Annotated in this window: 18 protein-coding genes; 13 read left to right on the forward strand and 5 right to left on the reverse strand. The window is 69.3% G+C overall.

Features of this window, described 5'->3' with window-relative positions; genetic code table 11:
- Positions 1-4 precede the first annotated feature (4 nt).
- Together AC3WOH_RS06855 and AC3WOH_RS06860 are read right to left on the reverse strand one after the other, a co-directional pair.
- Positions 5-1651: a methyl-accepting chemotaxis protein gene (locus AC3WOH_RS06855; protein ID WP_492228626.1), complete on the reverse strand. Its 1647-nt coding sequence runs from the start codon at positions 1649-1651 to the stop codon at positions 5-7.
- A 236-nt stretch (positions 1652-1887) separates the two neighbouring features.
- The gene (locus AC3WOH_RS06860; protein ID WP_492228627.1) at positions 1888-2478 is read right to left on the reverse strand and encodes a chalcone isomerase family protein; all 591 of its coding nucleotides are present in this window, start codon (positions 2476-2478) and stop codon (positions 1888-1890) included.
- Positions 2479-2847: 369 nt separating this feature from the next.
- On the opposite strand from AC3WOH_RS06860, the gene trpE reads away from it, so the two are divergent.
- The 7 genes from trpE to AC3WOH_RS06895 are packed head-to-tail and all read left to right on the forward strand — an operon-like array spanning position 2848 to position 8577.
- Complete coding sequence (gene trpE / locus AC3WOH_RS06865; protein WP_492228628.1) at positions 2848-4347, forward strand: anthranilate synthase component I; 1500 nt, start codon at positions 2848-2850, stop codon at positions 4345-4347.
- Positions 4344-4703 carry a chorismate mutase gene (locus tag AC3WOH_RS06870; RefSeq protein WP_492228629.1) on the forward strand — a complete coding sequence of 120 codons (360 nt, stop codon included), beginning with the start codon at positions 4344-4346 and terminating at the stop codon, positions 4701-4703. Before trpE ends, AC3WOH_RS06870 begins: the two co-directional genes overlap by 4 nt.
- Positions 4700-5284, forward strand: a complete 585-nt coding sequence (locus AC3WOH_RS06875; RefSeq protein WP_492228630.1) for an aminodeoxychorismate/anthranilate synthase component II — start codon at positions 4700-4702, stop codon at positions 5282-5284. The genes AC3WOH_RS06870 and AC3WOH_RS06875 overlap by 4 nt, the downstream gene beginning before the upstream one ends.
- Positions 5281-5949: a LysE family translocator gene (locus AC3WOH_RS06880; RefSeq protein WP_492228631.1), complete on the forward strand. Its 669-nt coding sequence runs from the start codon at positions 5281-5283 to the stop codon at positions 5947-5949. The genes AC3WOH_RS06875 and AC3WOH_RS06880 overlap by 4 nt, the downstream gene beginning before the upstream one ends.
- 28 nt (positions 5950-5977) lie before the next feature.
- Positions 5978-7015: an anthranilate phosphoribosyltransferase gene (gene trpD, locus AC3WOH_RS06885; protein ID WP_492228632.1), complete on the forward strand. Its 1038-nt coding sequence runs from the start codon at positions 5978-5980 to the stop codon at positions 7013-7015.
- A 37-nt stretch (positions 7016-7052) separates the two neighbouring features.
- Positions 7053-7853, forward strand: coding sequence for an indole-3-glycerol phosphate synthase TrpC (trpC, locus tag AC3WOH_RS06890; RefSeq protein ID WP_492228633.1), 801 nt, complete (start codon positions 7053-7055; stop codon positions 7851-7853).
- A gap of 19 nt (positions 7854-7872) precedes the next feature.
- Entirely contained in the window at positions 7873-8577 is a 705-nt protein-coding gene (locus AC3WOH_RS06895) for a uracil-DNA glycosylase (protein ID WP_492228634.1), read from the forward strand.
- Here AC3WOH_RS06895 and AC3WOH_RS06900 read toward each other — a convergent pair.
- Positions 8571-10625: an alkyl/aryl-sulfatase gene (locus AC3WOH_RS06900; protein WP_492228635.1), complete on the reverse strand. Its 2055-nt coding sequence runs from the start codon at positions 10623-10625 to the stop codon at positions 8571-8573. The two genes, AC3WOH_RS06895 and AC3WOH_RS06900, sit on opposite strands and share 7 nt — an antisense overlap.
- A gap of 116 nt (positions 10626-10741) precedes the next feature.
- Here AC3WOH_RS06900 and AC3WOH_RS06905 point away from each other — a divergent pair, with 116 nt between their 5' ends.
- Positions 10742-11458: a Crp/Fnr family transcriptional regulator gene (locus AC3WOH_RS06905; protein WP_492228636.1), complete on the forward strand. Its 717-nt coding sequence runs from the start codon at positions 10742-10744 to the stop codon at positions 11456-11458.
- A gap of 33 nt (positions 11459-11491) precedes the next feature.
- Here the strand turns inward: AC3WOH_RS06905 and AC3WOH_RS06910 are convergent, their stop codons facing one another.
- Positions 11492-12403, reverse strand: a complete 912-nt coding sequence (locus AC3WOH_RS06910; protein ID WP_492228637.1) for a LysR family transcriptional regulator — start codon at positions 12401-12403, stop codon at positions 11492-11494.
- Positions 12404-12567: 164 nt separating this feature from the next.
- On the opposite strand from AC3WOH_RS06910, the gene AC3WOH_RS06915 reads away from it, so the two are divergent.
- The 5 genes from AC3WOH_RS06915 to AC3WOH_RS06935 all read left to right on the forward strand — a co-directional run bounded on the left by AC3WOH_RS06915 (position 12568) and on the right by AC3WOH_RS06935 (position 16780).
- Positions 12568-13551, forward strand: a complete 984-nt coding sequence (locus tag AC3WOH_RS06915) for a Bug family tripartite tricarboxylate transporter substrate binding protein (RefSeq protein WP_492228638.1) — start codon at positions 12568-12570, stop codon at positions 13549-13551.
- An 8-nt stretch (positions 13552-13559) separates the two neighbouring features.
- Positions 13560-15170, forward strand: a complete 1611-nt coding sequence (locus tag AC3WOH_RS06920) for a gamma-glutamyltransferase family protein (RefSeq protein ID WP_492228639.1) — start codon at positions 13560-13562, stop codon at positions 15168-15170.
- 107 nt (positions 15171-15277) lie between these two features.
- Complete coding sequence (locus AC3WOH_RS06925; RefSeq protein ID WP_492228640.1) at positions 15278-15847, forward strand: DUF2975 domain-containing protein; 570 nt, start codon at positions 15278-15280, stop codon at positions 15845-15847.
- 59 nt (positions 15848-15906) lie between these two features.
- On the forward strand, positions 15907-16152 hold the full coding sequence (locus AC3WOH_RS06930) for a helix-turn-helix domain-containing protein (protein ID WP_492228641.1): 246 nt from the start codon (positions 15907-15909) through the stop codon (positions 16150-16152).
- On the forward strand, positions 16130-16780 hold the full coding sequence (locus tag AC3WOH_RS06935; RefSeq protein ID WP_492228642.1) for a hypothetical protein: 651 nt from the start codon (positions 16130-16132) through the stop codon (positions 16778-16780). Before AC3WOH_RS06930 ends, AC3WOH_RS06935 begins: the two co-directional genes overlap by 23 nt.
- On the opposite strand, the gene queA is transcribed toward AC3WOH_RS06935, so the two are convergent.
- Entirely contained in the window at positions 16767-17897 is a 1131-nt protein-coding gene (queA, locus tag AC3WOH_RS06940) for a tRNA preQ1(34) S-adenosylmethionine ribosyltransferase-isomerase QueA (protein WP_492228643.1), read from the reverse strand. The two genes, AC3WOH_RS06935 and queA, sit on opposite strands and share 14 nt — an antisense overlap.
- Between the last annotated feature and the right edge of the window lie 25 nt (positions 17898-17922).

Raw genomic sequence — 17922 nt, forward strand, 5'->3', positions numbered from 1 at the left:
TGGCTCAGGCCGCGATGCGGCGCTGGCCGTTCGCCGGCAGCATGCGCGCGGCATGGCTGGCTGCACGGGGCGCGGCAATCGGCACGGCCTGGGCAGCACCGGCATGGCCCGCGCCGAGGCGGAACACGGCCACCGCCTCCACCAACTGGCCGGCCTGGGTCTTTAGGCTGTCGGCCGCCGCAGCGCTCTGTTCCACCAGCGCCGCATTCTGCTGCGTGGCCTGGTCCATCTGCGTGATGGCCTCGCCGACCTGGCCCACGCCAGAACTCTGCTCGCTGCTAGCGGCGCTGATCTCGCCCATGATGTCGGTCACGCGGCGGATGGAGGCCACCACCTCGTTCATGGTGGCGCCGGCCTTGTCCACCAGGGCGCTGCCGCGCTCCACGCGCTCCACACTGGTGCCGATCAGGCCCTTGATCTCCTTGGCGGCCTCGGCGCTGCGCTGGGCCAGGCTGCGCACCTCGCCGGCCACCACGGCAAAGCCGCGGCCCTGCTCGCCCGCGCGGGCCGCTTCCACGGCCGCGTTGAGCGCCAGGATGTTGGTCTGGAAGGCGATGCCGTCGATCACGCTGATGATGTCGGCGATCTTCTTGCTGCTGTCGTTGATGCCCTTCATGGTGTCCACCACCTCGGCCACCACCTGGCCGCCCTGCACGGCCACGGTCGATGCGCTCATGGCCAGCTGGTTGGCCTGGCGCGCGTTGTCGGCGTTCTGGCGCACGGTGGAGCCCAGCTCTTCCATCGAGGCGGCCGTCTCTTCCAGCGCACTGGCCTGCTGCTCGGTGCGCGCACTCAGGTCGTTGTTGCCCGATGCAATCTCGGCGCTGGCGGTGGCCACGCCCTCGGCACTGTGGCGCACATTGCCCACGATGGTGGCCAGGCGCGATTGCATGGCGGCCAGGGCCTGCAGCAGTTGACCGGTCTCGTCGTTGTGCGTGGTGGCGATGGGGTGGGTCAGGTCGCCATCGGCGATGCTTTCGGCCGCCTGCCGGCCCAGTTGCACGGGCCGCACGATCGAGCGCGTGACGGTGAAGGCCAGCAGCGCGCCCAGCGCCACCGCGATCAGCGTGCCCACGCCCAGCAGCACCTGGCTGGCCTGGGCCAGCGTGCCGGTGTCGCTCTGGCTGGCCGCCAGTTGCGTGGCCATGGCGGTGCGCAGGTCATCCAGGCTCTTGAGGTACTGGTCCGCCAGGGGGCGCAGGTCCTTGTCCACCAGCGTGGGCACATTGGGCTCGCCGCCGCGGTGCAGCTCGCGGATCTCGGCGAGCTTGTCGCTGTAGGCCTTGCTCGCCGCAGCGATGGTGGCCAACTGCGCGCGGTTCTTCTCGCCCTGCACCAGGCCTTCGATGCGCTTGACCTTGGCCTCGATGCCCTGGGCCGTGGCCTGGGTGTCGGCCGTGAGTTTTTCCATGTAGTCGCGGTCGATGGCCTTGAGAAAGGCCTCGGTGCGCACCCAATTGAGGCGGATGTCGGCGGCCCAGTTCTCCACCAGGGTCTGTTGCTCGATCTCCTGCGTGGCCACGCGCTCGCTGGCGCTGTTCAGGCTGGCGATGCGCCACATGCCGGTGGCCGCGATGAGCGCCGTGATGAGCAGGATGGCGCCAAAGGACAGGCCCAGGCGCAGGCCGACGGAAAGGTTGCTTGGTTTCATGGTGGGTCAGGCGCGCGAGCGAAGGTGCAGGGTCAATGGGCGAGGGGGGGCGGCGGATCGCTCCTGGGCGCGGGTGGCGCGGAGAAGCCCGGCCGCAGCGTGCTGCGGATGGCGCAGGCACACGCGACCGGGGCTTTGAAGGTTACGCCTGCGGTTTGCAGGCGCGGTGTCTGCCGGGTGACACAGGCGGGTAGGTGCTTTCCCGGGAGGGGTCAGGGGCAGCGGCGGGGCGCTGGCTACGCAGGTTGCTTGCCCAGCAGCGCGTCCTTGAGCTTCCAGTCCGCCGGCGCATTGCCCAGCCAGATGCCCAGGAGGGCGTTGAAGAACTCAGGCTCCTTGAACGGCTCGCCCTGGGGCTTGCCCTTGACCGTGATCACCGTGCCCGTGCCCGGGATCCAGTCCACCTGGAACTGGTCGCCCGCCACCAGTTTCTTGTGGTCCGAGAAGATCTGGCTCATGCGCATCACGCCAGGGATCAGCTTGGAGAAGGCCGCGCGGTCCATGTTGTCCTCCATGCCGCGCGAGAACAACTTGCCCAGCTCGGTGGAATCGATCTCGCGCAGCATGGTGATGCTCATGCGCTTGGGACCTTTCTGTGCCGCGACCTCCTGCGGCGTGCCTGCCTTTTTCTCAAGGTAGAGGCCGGCGGTGTAGACCTTGAACACGGCCTTGTAGCGCACACCGGCGCCATTGAGCTGCAGCGTGCTGTCGGCCAGTTGAGCGGTTTCCTCGTACTTGACGTTGGATACGGTGATCGGCTGGGCCACCGCGGCACCCGCCAGCAGGCATGCGGCGGCGAATGCAGCGCATCGCTCCATCAGGTTCATGCTTGTCTCCTCGGTTCTTAAAATAGAACGGTCGTTCGTTTCCAATTGTTGCAAGATCGGCCAGCGGCTGCAACAGGGTTTTCGAGTGGTCCATCATGGTGATTGCATGGGAAAAAACCGAAAGCGCCAAGACCTTTGCTACACTTTGGCCCATGTTCATTCACCACGTGTTCATCACAGGTTGCAGCGACCGGGGAGCCTGGCCCTGGCGTACGCCTGCTCGCCTGAACGCCTGATGGCACCTGGGCAGTTTGCCCCAGCGTGCACCCGTGGCCCTTTCTCAGGGCCGATTGAATGAACCGCAGCGCCCCCCTTTGTGTGCCGATTCGGCCGGGATTTCACGCGCTGTGACAGCTGGGAGCACTCCCCGTGATCACTGAACTCGAATTCAAAAGCCTGGCCGGCGAAGGCTACAACCGCATTCCGCTCATGGCCGAAGCCTTTGCGGACCTGGAAACCCCGCTCTCGCTCTACCTGAAGCTGGCGCGCACCAAGGAGGGCGGCAAGCACAGCTTCCTGCTCGAATCCGTGGTGGGCGGCGAGCGCTTCGGGCGCTACAGCTTCATCGGCCTACCGGCGCGCACCCTGCTGCGCGCCAGCGGCTTCGGCGCTGCAGCGCGCACCGAGGTCGTGACCGACGGCCAGGTGGTCGAAACCGCCGAGGGCAACCCGCTCGACTTCATCGCCGCCTACCAAAAGCGCTTCAAGGTCGCGCTGCGGCCCGGCCTGCCCCGCTTCTGTGGCGGCCTGGCCGGCTACTTCGGCTACGACGCGGTGCGCTACATCGAGAAGAAGCTCGAAAACTCCTGCCCGCCCGACACCCTGGGCTGCCCCGACATCCTGCTGCTGCAGTGCGAAGAGCTCGCGGTCATCGACAACCTCTCGGGCAAGCTCTACCTCATCGTCTATGCCGACCCGGCCACGCCCGAGGCGTATGCCAAGGCCAAGAAGCGCCTGCGCGAGCTCAAGGAGCAGCTCAAGTACTCGGTGAGCGCCCCGGTGGTCAAGCCCACCGAGAGCCACCCCGCCCAGCGCGACTTTGCCAAGGCCGACTACCTGGCCGCCGTGGACCGCGCCAAGGAGCTGATCGCCGCCGGTGATTTCATGCAGGTGCAGGTCGGCCAGCGCATCCACAAGCGCTACACCGAGAGCCCGCTCTCGCTGTACCGCGCGCTGCGCTCGCTCAACCCCTCGCCGTACATGTACTTCTACGACTTCGGCGACTTCCACGTGGTGGGCGCCAGCCCCGAGATCCTGGTGCGCCAGGAGGGCACGCCGGACGGGCAGAAGATCACCATCCGCCCGCTGGCCGGAACGCGCCCGCGCGGCGCCACGCCCGAGAAGGACAAGGCGGCCGAGGTCGAGCTCATCAACGACCCCAAGGAGCGCGCCGAGCACGTGATGCTGATCGACCTGGCGCGCAACGACATCGGCCGCATCGCCAAGACCGGCACCGTCAAGGTGACCGAGGCCTTCGCGGTGGAACGCTACAGCCACGTGATGCACATCGTGAGCAATGTCGAAGGCATCCTCAACGAGGGCATGACCGCCATCGACGTGCTCCGCGCCACCTTCCCGGCCGGCACGCTCACCGGCGCGCCCAAGGTGCACGCCATGGAACTCATCGACCAGCTCGAACCCACCAAGCGCGGCCTGTACGGCGGCGCCTGCGGCTACCTGAGCTATGCGGGCGACATGGACGTGGCCATCGCCATCCGCACCGGCATCGTCAAGAACGGCACGCTCTACGTGCAGGCCGCGGCCGGCGTGGTGGCCGATTCGGTGCCCGAACTCGAATGGAAGGAAACCGAGCACAAGGCCCGCGCGCTGCTGCGCGCCGCCGAACTCGTCGAGGAGGGGCTGGAATGAGCGGCCGCAGCATCGAGCGGGTGCAGCACTGCACCACCATGGCCGACGTGCGCCGCGAGATCGACGCGCTCGACGACATCCTCGTGCCGCTGCTGGTGCAGCGCACGGGCTACATGACCCAGGCCGCACGCATCAAGGGCAGCGATGCCCAAGTGCGCGACGAGGCGCGCATCCGGGCCATCGTGGACCGCGTGCGCGAGCGCGCCCTGGCCCAGGGCGGCCAGGCCGACGTGATGGAAGCCATCTACCGGGCGATCATGGAAGCCTCCATTGCCTATGAACACCGCGAGTTCGCGCGCCTGCGCGCCGGGCACGCCAGCAACGCGGCCGCACAGACCGCAGGGAGCGCAGCATGAAACTCTTGATGGTCGACAACTACGACAGCTTCACCTACAACATCGTGCAGTACTTCGGCGAGCTCGGTGCCGAGGTCGAGGTGCACCGCAACGACGAGATCACGGTGGACGAGATCGCCGCGCGCCTGGCCGCTGGCCGGCTCGACCGGCTCGTGATCTCGCCCGGCCCCTGCTCGCCGGCCGAGGCCGGCATCTCGGTCGCTGCCATCCAGCACTTCGCGGGCAAGCTGCCCATCCTGGGCGTGTGCCTGGGCCACCAGGCCATCGGCGCGGCCTTCGGCGGCACCATCGTGCGCGCGCAGCAGCTCATGCACGGCAAGACCAGCGTCATCACCACCACGCAGCAGGGCGTGTTCGCGGGCCTGCCCGAGCAGTTCACGGTCAACCGCTACCACTCGCTGTCCATCGAGCGCGCCACCTGCCCCGAGGTGCTGGCCGTGACCGCCTGGACCGATGACGGCGAGATCATGGGCGTGCGCCACAAGACCCTGGACATCGAAGGCGTGCAGTTCCACCCCGAGAGCATCCTCACCGAGCACGGCCACGCCATGCTCAAGAACTTCCTGGAGCCCCGTCCATGATCATCGAGACCCACCAACTGCTCATGTTCATCGCGGCCGGCTGGCTGCTCAACCTGACGCCAGGGCCCGACGTGCTCTACATCGTCTCCAACGCGCTGCGCTCGGGCACGCGCGCGGGCATCGTGGCGGGCCTGGGTATCACGGCCGGTTGCTTTGTGCACATCTTCGCGGCCGCCGTGGGTGTGGGCGCGCTGCTGGCCGCATCGGCCACGGCCTTCACCGTGCTCAAGTGGGTGGGCGCGGCCTACCTGCTGTGGATGGGCGTGCGCATGCTGTTCGCCAAGGCCTCGGGCGATGGTGGCAGCAGCGCCGCCATCGCGGCGGCACAGGCCGCGCCCGCTGCCGCCGTGCCGCTGCGCAGCGTGTTCATGGGCGGCTTCTGGACCAATGTGCTCAACCCCAAGGTGGCCATCTTCTTCCTGGCCTTCGTGCCGCAGTTCATCGCGCCGGGCACGGACAGCAAGGCCCTGGCCTTTGTGCTGCTCGGGGTGCTGTTCAACCTCAACGCGATTCCCGTCAACGTCGGCTGGGCCCTGGCCGCCGGCTGGATGGCGCGCCGCGTGGGCGCCGTGCAGCGCGGCATGCACTGGCTCGACCGCATCGCCGGGGCGATGTTCATCGGCTTCGGCCTCAAGCTGGCCTTCTCGGACCGGCCTTCCGTGTAAGACAAGAACCATTCTGGAGACCGACACCATGTCCATCACCCCCCAGGAAGCGCTGCAGCGCACCATCGAGCACCGCGAGATCTTCCACGACGAGATGCTGCACCTGATGCGCCTGATCATGAGCGGCGAACTCTCGCCCGTGATGACCGCGGCCATCATCACCGGCCTGCGCGTGAAGAAGGAAACCATCGGCGAGATCACGGCCGCCGCGCAGGTCATGCGCGAGTTCTCCACCAAGGTCCACGTGCCCGACAGCACGCACCTGGTGGACATTGTGGGCACCGGCGGCGACGGGGCCAACACCTTCAACATCTCCACCTGCTCGATGTTCGTTGCCGCCGCGGCCGGCGCCAAGGTCAGCAAGCACGGCGGGCGCGGCGTTTCGAGCAAGAGCGGCAGTGCCGACGTGATGGAGGCCTTGGGCATCCACATCAACCTGGCGCCCGAGGCGATCGCCCAGTGCATCGCCGAGGTGGGCATCGGCTTCATGTTCGCGCCCAACCACCACCCGGCCATGAAGAACGTGGCACCGGTGCGCCGCGAACTCGGCGTGCGCACCATCTTCAACATCCTGGGCCCGCTGACCAACCCGGCCGGCGCGCCCAACATCCTCATGGGCGTGTTCCACCCCGACCTGGTCGGTATCCAGGTGCGCGCGCTGCAGCGCCTGGGCGCCGAGCATGCGCTCGTGGTCTATGGCCGTGATGGCATGGACGAGGTGAGCCTGGGTGCCGCCACGCTGGTGGGTGAATTGAAGAACGGCCAGATCACCGAGTACGAGATCCACCCCGAGGACTTCGGCCTGTCCATGTCCAGCAACCGCGCGCTCAAGGTCGACACCCCCGAGCAGTCGCGCGAGATGCTGATCGGCGTGCTCAAGGGCGAGCCCGGCGCCGCCCAGGACATCGTCTGCCTGAACGCCGGTGCGGCGCTGTATGCGGCCAACGTGGCCAGCTCCATCGCCGACGGCCTGGCCAAGGCGCGCGCCGCGATCGCCTCGGGCGCCGCGCTGGCGCGCCTGGACCAACTGGTGGCGCGCACGCACGCGCTGGCCGTACCCGCCTGACCGGCGGCCTTTTCCTTTCGCTATAGCATTGCCCACCATGTCCGACATCCTCAACAAGATCGTTGCCGTCAAGCACGAAGAAGTCGCCGCTGCCGTCAAGCGCATGCCCCTGGCCGCGATGCGCGCCGACGCCGAGAGCCGTGTGCTCACGCGCGACTTCGAGGGCGCGCTGCGCGCCAAGATCGCCAGGGGCCAGGCGGCCGTGATCGCCGAGGTCAAGAAGGCCAGCCCGAGCAAGGGCGTGCTGCGTGCCGACTTCATCCCGGCCGACATCGCCCAGAGCTATGCCGACGGCGATGGCACGGTGAGTGCGGCCTGCCTTTCGGTGCTGACCGACAAGCAGTTCTTCCAGGGCAGCGTGGACTACCTCAAGCAGGCGCGCGCCAGCTGCCAGCTGCCCGTGCTGCGCAAGGACTTCATGGTCGACGCCTACCAGATCTACGAATCGCGGGCCATGGGTGCCGACGCCATCTTGCTGATCGCCGCCTGCCTGGACGACGCGCAGATGGCCGACTTCGAGGCCATCGCGCGCAGCCTGGACATGGCCGTGCTGGTCGAGGTGCACGATGGTGCCGAGCTGGACCGTGCGCTCAAGCTCAAGACCCCGCTCGTGGGCATCAACAACCGCAACCTGCGCACCTTCGAGGTGTCGTTGCAGACCACGCTCGACCTGCAGAAGAACGTGCCGGCCGACCGCCTGCTGGTCACCGAGTCCGGCATCCTCTCGCCGGCCGACGTGAAGACCATGCGCGATGCGGGCATCAACGCCTTCCTCGTGGGCGAGGCCTTCATGCGCGCCAAGGAACCCGGCGAGGCCCTGGCCAAGTTGTTTGCCTGATCCACGGCCCGTTCCACCCATGACCGACGCCACCCAACTGCAAAGCGCCGACCCGGCCGACTGGCCTGTGGCGCCCGGCTGGCAGCCGCTGGTCGATGCCTTCTTCTCCGGCCAGCGCGGGCAGGGCCTGCTGGCCTACCTGCAGACGCGCCTGGATGCGGGCGCCTCCATCTTTCCGCCCAAGCCGCTGCGCGCGCTGGAGCTGACCCCACCCGAGCAGGTGCGCGTGGTCATCCTCGGCCAGGACCCCTACCACGGCCGTGGCCAGGCCGAGGGGCTGGCGTTTTCCGTCGCACCCGGCGTGCAGCTGCCGCCCTCGCTGCGCAACATCTTCAAGGAGATGCAGCGCGACCTGGGCACGGCTTTCCCTGCCTGGCCCGAGCCCGGCGGCAGCCTGGTCAAGTGGGCGAAGAACGGCGTGCTGCTGCTCAACACCGGCCTCACGGTCGAAGAGGGCCAGGCCGCGAGCCACTCCGGCAAGGGCTGGGAGGAACTGACCGACGCCGTGATCCGCCACGTGGCCGAGGGCGAGCGCCCCGTGGTCTTCATGCTCTGGGGCTCGCATGCCCAGTCCAAGCGTGCGTGGATCCCGGCCGACCGCGGGCACCTGGTGCTCACCTCCAACCACCCCTCGCCGCTGTCGGCCCTGCGTCCGCCCGTGCCCTTCATCGGCAACGGGCACTTTGGCAAGGCGCGGGATTTCCGCGCCCAGCACGGCTATTGAGGCGCCGCCGACCGGCCGGAGGCGGCAGCGCGTTCCGGGCGCGGTTCCACGATGGGGAACACGCTCTCGAAGCGGTCCAGCATGCCCATGAGGGCTGCCACCTTGCCGGCATCGCCCTCGATCTTCAACTGGCCTGAGCGCACGGCCTCGGGCAGGGTGGTCTGCTGGCCGGCGATGGCGTCCAGCGTGGCGCGGCCCAGCCGCACCGTGGCATGGGCGCCGGGCGCCAGGCCGGGCGACTGGGTGAGGGCGCTGTTCTCCAGGTTCAGGGCCACCTGCTCGCCGGTGTCCGTGAAGATCCAGTTGAGCACGATGTGCTGGCCCCGGGCCTTGTCGGCGTCCAGGCGCACGGCCAGGTAGTCGAAGAACATCTCGAGCGGCAGGTTGCGCACCAGGTCGCGCGACGTGGCGCCCGGGCGGGGCAGTTGCGGTACGCCCTGGCGCAGTTCCGCCGCCCCCTGCAGGAAGGCGTTGCGCGCCGTGGCCGATTCCATCTGGTAGCCCAGTTGCTCATAGGCGTCGGCGGCCAGCTGGCGCGCGGCCTGGTTTGTCGGGTCGGCAAACACCAGTTGCGAGGCGATCTGAGCCACCCAGCGGTAGTCCCCACGCGCATAGTCGGCCTGGGCACGGCGCAGCACGGCCTCGGGCCCGCCCATGTACTCCACCGTCTTCTTCGCCGCGGCGGCGGGCGGCAGCGCTTCCAGCTGCGCCGGGTTGCCTTCGTAGTAGCCCAGGTAGTGCTGGTACACGGCGCGCACGTTGTGCTTGAGGTGGCCGTAGAACGCGTGGGTGGCGCCGTCTTCGGCCAGGGAGTCGGGCAGCTGCAGCATCTCGGCGATCTCGGAGCCCACGTAGCCGTGGTTCATCCAGCGCACCGTCTGGTCGTGCAGGTACTTGTAGGTGTCGCGCTGGCGCGCCAGTGATCCGCGCAGCCGCGCCTGGCCCCACACGGGCCAGTGGTGCTGTGCGATCAGGATCTCGGCCTGGCCGCCATAACGGTGCAGGGCCATGTTCAGGTGCCTGGACCAGCCCAGCGCATCGCGCACCTGGGCCCCGCGCATGGGCAGCAGGTTGTGCTGGGTATGCACCGCCAGCTCGGCCATGTTCAGCACCTTGAGCTGCGGGTAGTACATGACCATCTCGGCCGGGGCCTCGGCATGCGGGGTGAGTGCGAACTCGATGTCGATGCCGTCGATGCGCAGGGTCTCATAGGGTTTGTCGATCAGCCGCGTGGGCGCAATCAGACCCAGCGTGCCGGGTGCGCCCGCCTTGCCCAGCCCGGCATCCACCTGGCCTTGCGCGTTGCGCGGCAGCAGCATGCCGAACTGGTAGAGCGCGCGCCGGCCCATGGCATGGCCGGCGATCACGTTCTCGCCCACGGCCTCGGCCATGAAGCCTGCGGGGGCGATGACCTGCACGCGCCCTGCATCCACGTCCTCCTGGCGCACCACACCGCGCACACCGCCGAAGTGGTCCACATGGCTGTGCGAGTACACCACCGCGACCACCGGCTTGTGTGGCCGGTACTGGTAGTACAGCGCCATGGCGGCCTGCGCGGTCTCGGTGTACATCAGCGGGTCCACCACGATCAGGCCGGTATCGCCCTCCAGGATGCTCATATTCGACAGGTCCAGGCCACGCACCTGGTACAGCCGCTCGGTCACCTGGAACAGGCCGCTCACGCGGTTGCGCTGGGCCTGGCGCCACAGGGCGGGATGCACCGTGTCTGGCGCCGTCTCCTGCGCGAGGAAGGCGTAGTCCTGCATGCTCCAGATGGGGCGGCCCTGGGCATTGCGCACTGTCAGCGTGTCGGCCGATGCGATCAGCCCGCGCCGGGCGTCTTCCATCGCCTGCTCGTCGTTGCGCGGCAGCCGAGCCAATGCGGCCTGCTGGGCTGCGCGCGTGGCGGCCGTGGCTTGCTGGGCCGCGGATTTGCCGGGGGCGGCTTCCGGCATGGGTGCGGTGGTGCAGGCGGCCAGCAGGGCCGCGCTGGCCAGCGTGAACAGCAGGCGGGTGCCTGGGGCGGTGGAACGGGGGGCGGTGCGCATGCGGTGGTGTCTCCAGGGAGTGGCGGGAGAGGGGAAAATACGCAGAGGGCACGCTGGCGTCTGTCGGCCAGCCGACACCGATTTTCAGCCGGCCTGCCCGCCGCTGCCCCTGCGCCATGGATCTGTCCCCCTCTGCCGCCTCCTACCTGCCTGCCTTGCGCGCGGGCCGTTGGTTCAGCGCGCTGGCGCCGGCCTTCGCAGACCAACTGGTGGCGTTGGCCCACCCGCGCCGGCTGGAGAGCGGCGAGGCGCTGTTCCTGCGTGGCGATGCACTGGAGGGCGGGTTGTTCGCTGTGGTGGAAGGGGCCATCGGCTTTTCCGGCGTGGGCGGGCAGAGCGAGCACGCGCGCGAGGCGCTGCTCACCCTCATGGGGCCCGGCACCTGGTTCGGCGAAATCGCACTGTTCGATGGGTCGCCCCGCACCCATGACGCCCATGCCGTGGAGCCTTGTGTGGTGTTGCAGGTGCCGCGCCTGCCGCTGCTGGAGTGGCTGCACGGGCACCCCGCCCACTGGCATGACCTGGGCGTGCTGATGTCGGGGCGCATGCGCGCCGCCTTTGCCGCGCTCGAAGACCTGGCCCTGCTGCCGGCGCCCCAGCGGCTGGCGCGCCGCATCGTGGCCATGGCGCGCGGCTATGGCGAGCGCGTGGCCGACGCGCCGGCCCAGCCCCGCGTGCAAGTCACGCAGGAGCAGCTGGCGCTGATGCTGTCGATCTCGCGCCAGACGGTCAACCAGCTGCTGCAGGGCTTGCAGGCCCGGGGCATTCTGCGTGTGCAGCGGGGCGAGATCGAGATCCTGCAATGGCAGGCGCTGTGCGCCGAGCGGTTCTGACCGCCTGCAGGAGGGTGGCGTCGCAGGGGGGCGCTACCAGCGCCCCGGCAGCCGCTCCTTGAGCAGGTCCAGAAAGGCCTGGGCGGCCATGGGCAGGCTGCGGCCCGCCAGGGTCTGCAGTTCCAGGTCGCGCAGGTCCATGCCCTGGTCGCTGATGGGAACGGCCACGATGGCGCCCGCCGCCACCAGGTGGCGCGCCGCGATCTCGCTGGACACCGACAGCCCCCCTCCGTTCGCCACGAAGTTGAGCATGGTCTTGGCATGGTTGCTCACCAGCACCGGCGTGAGCTGCAGCCCCTGGCGGCTGCAGACGATGTCGACCATCTGGCGGATGGTGGTCTCGGGCGGCGGCAGGGCCAGCGGGTACTGGCCCATGCGGGCCAGGGTCACGCTCGCTGCATCGGCCAGGGGGTGCCCCGGCGGCACCAGGGCCAGCACCGGCGCGGTCTGGCGGTAGGCGACCTCGATGTCCTTGTGCGGCGCGCGGCTGAAGCACAGGCCGATGTCGGCGGTTCCGCTGCGCACCGCATCGGGCACCTGGGCCGTGGGCAGGGACTGCACCTCGAACTGGATGCCTGCATGCGTGCGCTGGAACTCCACGCACAGCCGTGGCACCAGCTCGTTGGCGAAGGCATCCGAGGTGGCCAGCCGCACCTGGCCTGCGCGCAGGCCCTGCAGTGCGCCGATCTCGCCCAGGGCGCGTTCGGCATCGAGCACGGTGCGCCGTGCATGCGTGGCCAGGATCTCGCCGGCCGCCGTGAGCACCATGCCGCGCGGGTGCCGCTCGAACAGCGGCGTGCCCAGCTGCGACTCCAATCCCGCGATCTGCCGGCTCAAGGCCGAGGCGGCCACGTGCAGCCGGGCCGAGGCCTCGGTCAGCGAGCCACTCTGCGCCACTTCGAGGAAGTAGCGCAGGGCGGTGTCTTGCAGGAGCTGGGCGCGCATGGGAGGGTCTGTGAGGCCGGTTTGCCGCCAATCATCTCAAAAACCGAAGCGCTTTGCCGTTACGGCAAAGCCATTTGCTGATTTGGTGGTGGTCATACGACTGCCACATTCCTAAGATGAAGCCTGTTGTGGCGGTGTCCCCTTTCCTTTCTGGAGTGCTTTGTATGCGTCTTTCGTCCCTGCGCCGTGGCCTGTTGGGCCTGGCATGGTTTGCGGCATGGTCGGTGGGCGCGCACGCCCAGGCCCAGTGGCCCGACCGCCCTGTGCGGGTGATCGTGCCCTTCCCTGCCAGCGGTGCCACCGACCTGGTGGCCCGCGTGGTCGCGCAGCGCGTGGCCCAGGACCTGGGCCAGCAGATGGTGGTGGACAACCGCCCTGGCGCGGGTGGCACCATCGGCTCGGCCGAGGCCGCCAAGGCGCAGCCCGACGGCTACACCCTGGTGCTCACCACCAGCAGCACGCACGCCATCTCGCCCCACCTGATGCCGCGCCTGGCGTATGACGCGCGCAAGGACTTCACACCCGTCGCCCACCTGGCCGATGCGCCCAGCGTGCTGCTGGTGACCAATTCCCTGCCCGTCAAGACCGTGGGCGAGCTCATCACCTACGCCAAGGCCAACCCCGGCAAGCTCAACTACGCCACCAGCGGCAACGGCACCATCGTGCACCTGAACGCCGCGGCCTTCAGCGCCCAGGCCGGTGTGGAGATGACGCACGTGCCCTACAAGGGCACGGCCCTGGCCATCCCCGACCTCGTAGCCGGGCAGACGCATGTGCTGTTTGATTCCCTGCCCACGGGCATGCCGCACGTCAAGAACGGCCGCCTGCGCGCCCTGGCCGTGACCAGCGAAAAGCGCAGCTCGCTCGCGCCCGAGCTGCCCACCATGGCCGAATCGGGCCTGCCCGGCTATTCCTCGGTGACCTGGTTCGGTGTCTACCTGCCCGCCGGTGCCAAGCCGGAGTTGGTGGACCGTGTGCACAAGGCTTTTGCCAAGGCCATGCAATCGTCCGAAGTGGCCGAAGGCCTGGCCAAGCTCGGCGTGGAGCCCGCGGCGCCCAGCACGCCTGCCAAGTTCGCGGCCATGGTGCAGGCCGACAGCGCCCGCTGGGCCACGGTGATCCGCCAGCACAAGATTTCCCTGGAGTGAACCATCCGATGACTGCACCGACCACGGGCCTGGACTGGGCCCTTCCCTACGCATCGAACCGCAGTGCGGTGATGGGCCGCAATGTGGTCTCCACCTCGCAGCCCCTGGCCGCGCAGGCCGGCCTGCGCATGCTGCTGGCCGGCGGCAATGCCGTGGACGCTGCCATCGCCGCCGCCATGGCGCTCACCGTGGTGGAGCCCACGGGCTGCGGCATCGGCAGCGACGGCTTCGCCATCGTCTGGGACGGCAAGGAGCTGCATGGCCTCAATGCCTCGGGCCGTTCGCCCGCCGCATGGACCCCGGCCTACTTCGCCGAGCGCGGCGGTCTGCCCGAGACGGGCTGGAACGCCGTCACCGTGCCCGGTGCCGTTTCGGCCTGGGTGGCATTGTCCAAGCGCCTGGGCAAGCTGCCTTTTGCGAAGCTGGCCGAACCTGCCATCGACTACGCGCGCAACGGTTTTCCCGTTTCGCCCACCATTGCCCGCCTGTGGGCGCTGGGCGCCGCCAAGCTCGGCGCCCAACCAGGCTTTGCCGAATGCTTCATGCCAGGCGGCCGTGCGCCCCGGGCCGGCGAGATCTTCCGCAGCGAGGCCCATGCGCGCACGCTGGAGCTGATCGCCCAGACCGAGGGCGAGGCCTTCTACCGCGGTGAGTTGGCACGCCAGATGGTGGCGCACGCCCGCGCCCACGGCGGTGCGATGACCGAGGACGACCTCGCATCGCACCAGGCCGACTGGGTGGGCACCGTGAGCCAGCGCTTCGGTGACTCGGTGGTCCATGAGATCCCGCCCAACGGCCAGGGCATCGCCGCGCTGATGGCGCTGGGCATGCTCGAATCCCATGGCATCGGCGGCCAGCCGCTGGACCATGTGGACACGGTGCACGCCAGCATCGAGGCCATGAAGCTCGCGCTGGCCGACCTGCACGAGTACAACGCCGACATCGACGCCATGCAGAAGGTGACGCCGCGCGACCTGCTCGATGCCGGTTACCTGGAGCAGCGCGCGAAGCGGATCGATGCCGAACAGGCCGGCGACCCCGGCCACGGCACGCCGCGCCCGGGCGGCACGGTGTACCTGGCGGCGGCCGACGCCTCGGGCATGATGGTCTCGTTCATCCAGTCCAACTACATGGGCTTCGGTTCGGGCGTGGTCGTGCCGGGCACCGGCATCAGCCTGCAGAACCGCGGCCACGGCTTCACCTTGGCGCCTGGCCACGCCAATGAGGTGGCGCCGCGCAAGCGCCCCTCGCACACCATCATCCCGGCCTTTGCCATGCATGCCGACGGCACGCCGCAGATGGCCTTCGGCGTGATGGGCGGGCCCATGCAGTCCCAGGGCCACCTGCAGATGGCCTTGCGCGTGCTGCGCTACGGCCAGAACCCCCAGGCCGCAGCCGACGCACCGCGCTGGCGCGTGACCGGCGGCAAGGGCGTGGCAGTGGAGCCGGCCTTCGACCCCGCCGTGGTCGCGGCGCTGCGCGCGCGCGGCCACGAGGTCACGGTGGAAGAGGGCAATGGCGTCTTTGCCTTCGGCGGCGCCCAACTGGTGCTGCGCCAGGGCGAGAGTTATGTGGCGGGTTCCGACCCGCGCAAGGACGGGCACGCGGTCGCGTTCTGACCGGTCTGCCCCCAGCCGGCCCTTGCCCCGGGGGCGGCGCTTGCCTTTGTTGATTTCTGTATGGCAGAATATTATTATTGTTTTACAGAAAACATGAGGCAAGCACCATGGCATCCATCCAGAGCCCGGCGTTCCGGCGCCTGTCGCGTGGCCTGCACGCGCTGACCCTGTTGTGCGCCCTGGCGGGCGTGTGCTTTTCCGTGGCGCGCTGGCTGCTGCTGGGGCGGGGCGAGCCGGGCGGCCTGGCGCAGATGCTGCTGCCCGCGCAGGCGCTGCAGGTCGGCATCGGTGCGCCGCTGCAGATCGACGTGGCCTGGCGCCTGCTCGGGCTGGCCATCGAATGCCTGCCCACGGCGGCCATGCTGTTCACCGTCTGGTGCCTGCACCGCATCTGCAGTGCCTTCCTGCGCGGCGAGGTCTTCGGGCCTGCCGTGGTGCGCGGCTTTCGCGGCGTGGGCTGGGGCTTCATCGCGATGTGCGTGGCCTCGCTGGTGCATGGCGCCGCGGTGACCGCGCTGCTGTCCTGGCTGGCCTCGGGCCAGCGTGGCGGGCAGGTGGCGCTGTCGGTGGGCTCGTTCGAGATGAGTGTGCTCATCGTGGGCCTCATGATGCTGCTGTTGGCCCACGTGATGGCCGAGGGCCAGCGCCTGCAAGAGGAATCGCATGCCTTTGTCTGAGTGCGCAGTGGCTCCGTACCGTTTCAATTGCCAGGGCATGCGCCGGAAAGGTGGCCGCCATGCCCATCGTCGTCACGCTCGATGAGATGCTGGTGCGCCGCAAGGTGAAGTCGCGCGACCTGGCGGCCCACGTCGGCATCACCGAGGCCAATCTGTCGCTGCTCAAGAGCGGCAAGGTCAAGGGCGTGCGCTTCGAGACCCTGGCCGCCATCTGCGACTACCTGCAATGCCAGCCCGGCGACCTGCTGGCCTGGGTGGCGCAGGAGGGTGCTGCTGCCGATGATGGCGACGCGTCCAGGTCCTGAGGGTCTCCGCCCGGGCTGCTGGCGCCTGGGCAGTGCGGTGGCGGCTTCGCTGCTGCTGCACGGGGTGGCGCTGTGGTGGCTGGTCGCACCGGAACGGGCCGGGCGCACACCCGTGCCCCAGCCCCGGCAGTCCATGCAAGTCCTCTGGATCACCGCGCCAGCGCCCGCCGCGCCGGTCGAGGCGCCGGTGGCCCGGGCAGAAGCGCCGGGGGCCAAGCCGTTCGCCGGCCCCGCCCGCGAAGTCCGCAGCGCACCTCACCCGGCCGTGCTGGCGCTGCCTGAGGGTACCGGGCCCGGCATGGCGGCCATCCCCGTTCCCCTGCCTGCTGCCTCGGATGCCCGCGAGGCGCCCGCCGTGCAATGGAGCCCGGAGGGCGTGGCCCGTGCCGCACGGCAGGAGCGGGAATGGCAGCGCCGCCACGGCACGCCCACGGCCACCGCGCTGGCGGCAGGCCCGGCGCCACGGGCCCTGGGCACCATGTCCGAGCAGGAGTGGCAGAACCATGCCACGGGCCGGGTGACCCGGGTGGAGAGCGATGCGGGCGTCTACTGCGTGCGCTTGCCGTCCGCCAACCGGCTGCCCGAGGTGGGCGCCGCGCCGCGCATCGCGGCGGTCACGAATTGCTGAGCGGCGTTCCCGAGGTGCGCTCGCGCTCCAGCAGCATCGAGTCGCCGTAACTGAAGAAGCGGTATTGCTGCGCAATGGCGTGGCGGTAGATGGCGCGGATGCGCTCGTAGCCCGCGAAGGCGCTCACCAGCATCATCAGCGTGCTCTTGGGCAGGTGGAAGTTGGTGAGCAGCAGGTCCACCACCTGGAAGCCAAAGCCCGGGGTGATGAAGATGTTGGTATCGCCCGAGGCCTGGCCGCTGCGTGCCCAGGATTCGAGGGTGCGCACCGTGGTCGTGCCCACGGCCACCACGCGCCCGCCGCGCTGGCGGCAGCGCTCCAGCGCCGCCAGCGTGGCCAGCGGCACCTCGTACCACTCGCTGTGCATCTGGTGCTCGGCCAGGTTCTCGGTCTTCACGGGCTGGAAGGTGCCCGCACCCACATGCAGGGTGACGCTCGCGCGCTCCACGCCGCGTGCGGCCAGGGCGGCCAGCACACCTTCGTCGAAGTGCAGGGCCGCCGTCGGGGCCGCCACGGCGCCCGGCGCGCGCGCAAACACGGTCTGGTAGCGCTGTGCGTCCTCGGCCGCATCGGGGTCGTGGTCGGCGTTCTGCTGGCGCTCGATGTAGGGTGGCAGCGGCAGGTGGCCATGGCGCTCCATCAGGTCGTGCGGGGTCTCGCCGGCCGGCCCTTCGAGCGCGAAGCGGAACAGCGGGCCGTCCTCGCCCGGCCAGCGCGAGAGCAGCGTGGCGTTGAAACCGCCACCGTGCAGGCCGCCCGCCATGTGCACCACGGCGCCGGGCAGGGGTTTCTTGCTGACCTTCATGTGGGCCACGACCTCGTTGCCCAGCAGCACGCGCTCGATCAGCAGCTCCAGCTTGCCGCCGCTGGCCTTCTCGCCAAAGATGCGCGCCTTGACCACGCGGGTGTCGTTGAACACCAGCAGGTCACCGGGCTGCAGCAGGCCGGGCAGTTCGTGGAAGATGCGGTCCACCGGCTCGGCGGCGCGGCCGTCCAGCAGGCGCGAGGCGCTGCGCTCGGCGGCGGGGTGCTGGGCGATGAGCTCGGGGGGCAGCGAGAAATCGAAGTCGCTGAGCGTGAAATGGCGCGGGGCCGTGGGCGTGCTGGGAACGGTCATGGAACTTGAGGGCCGGACGGGCCCG

It is taken from the genome of Acidovorax sp. FW305-C-20-28, from assembly GCF_058783375.1.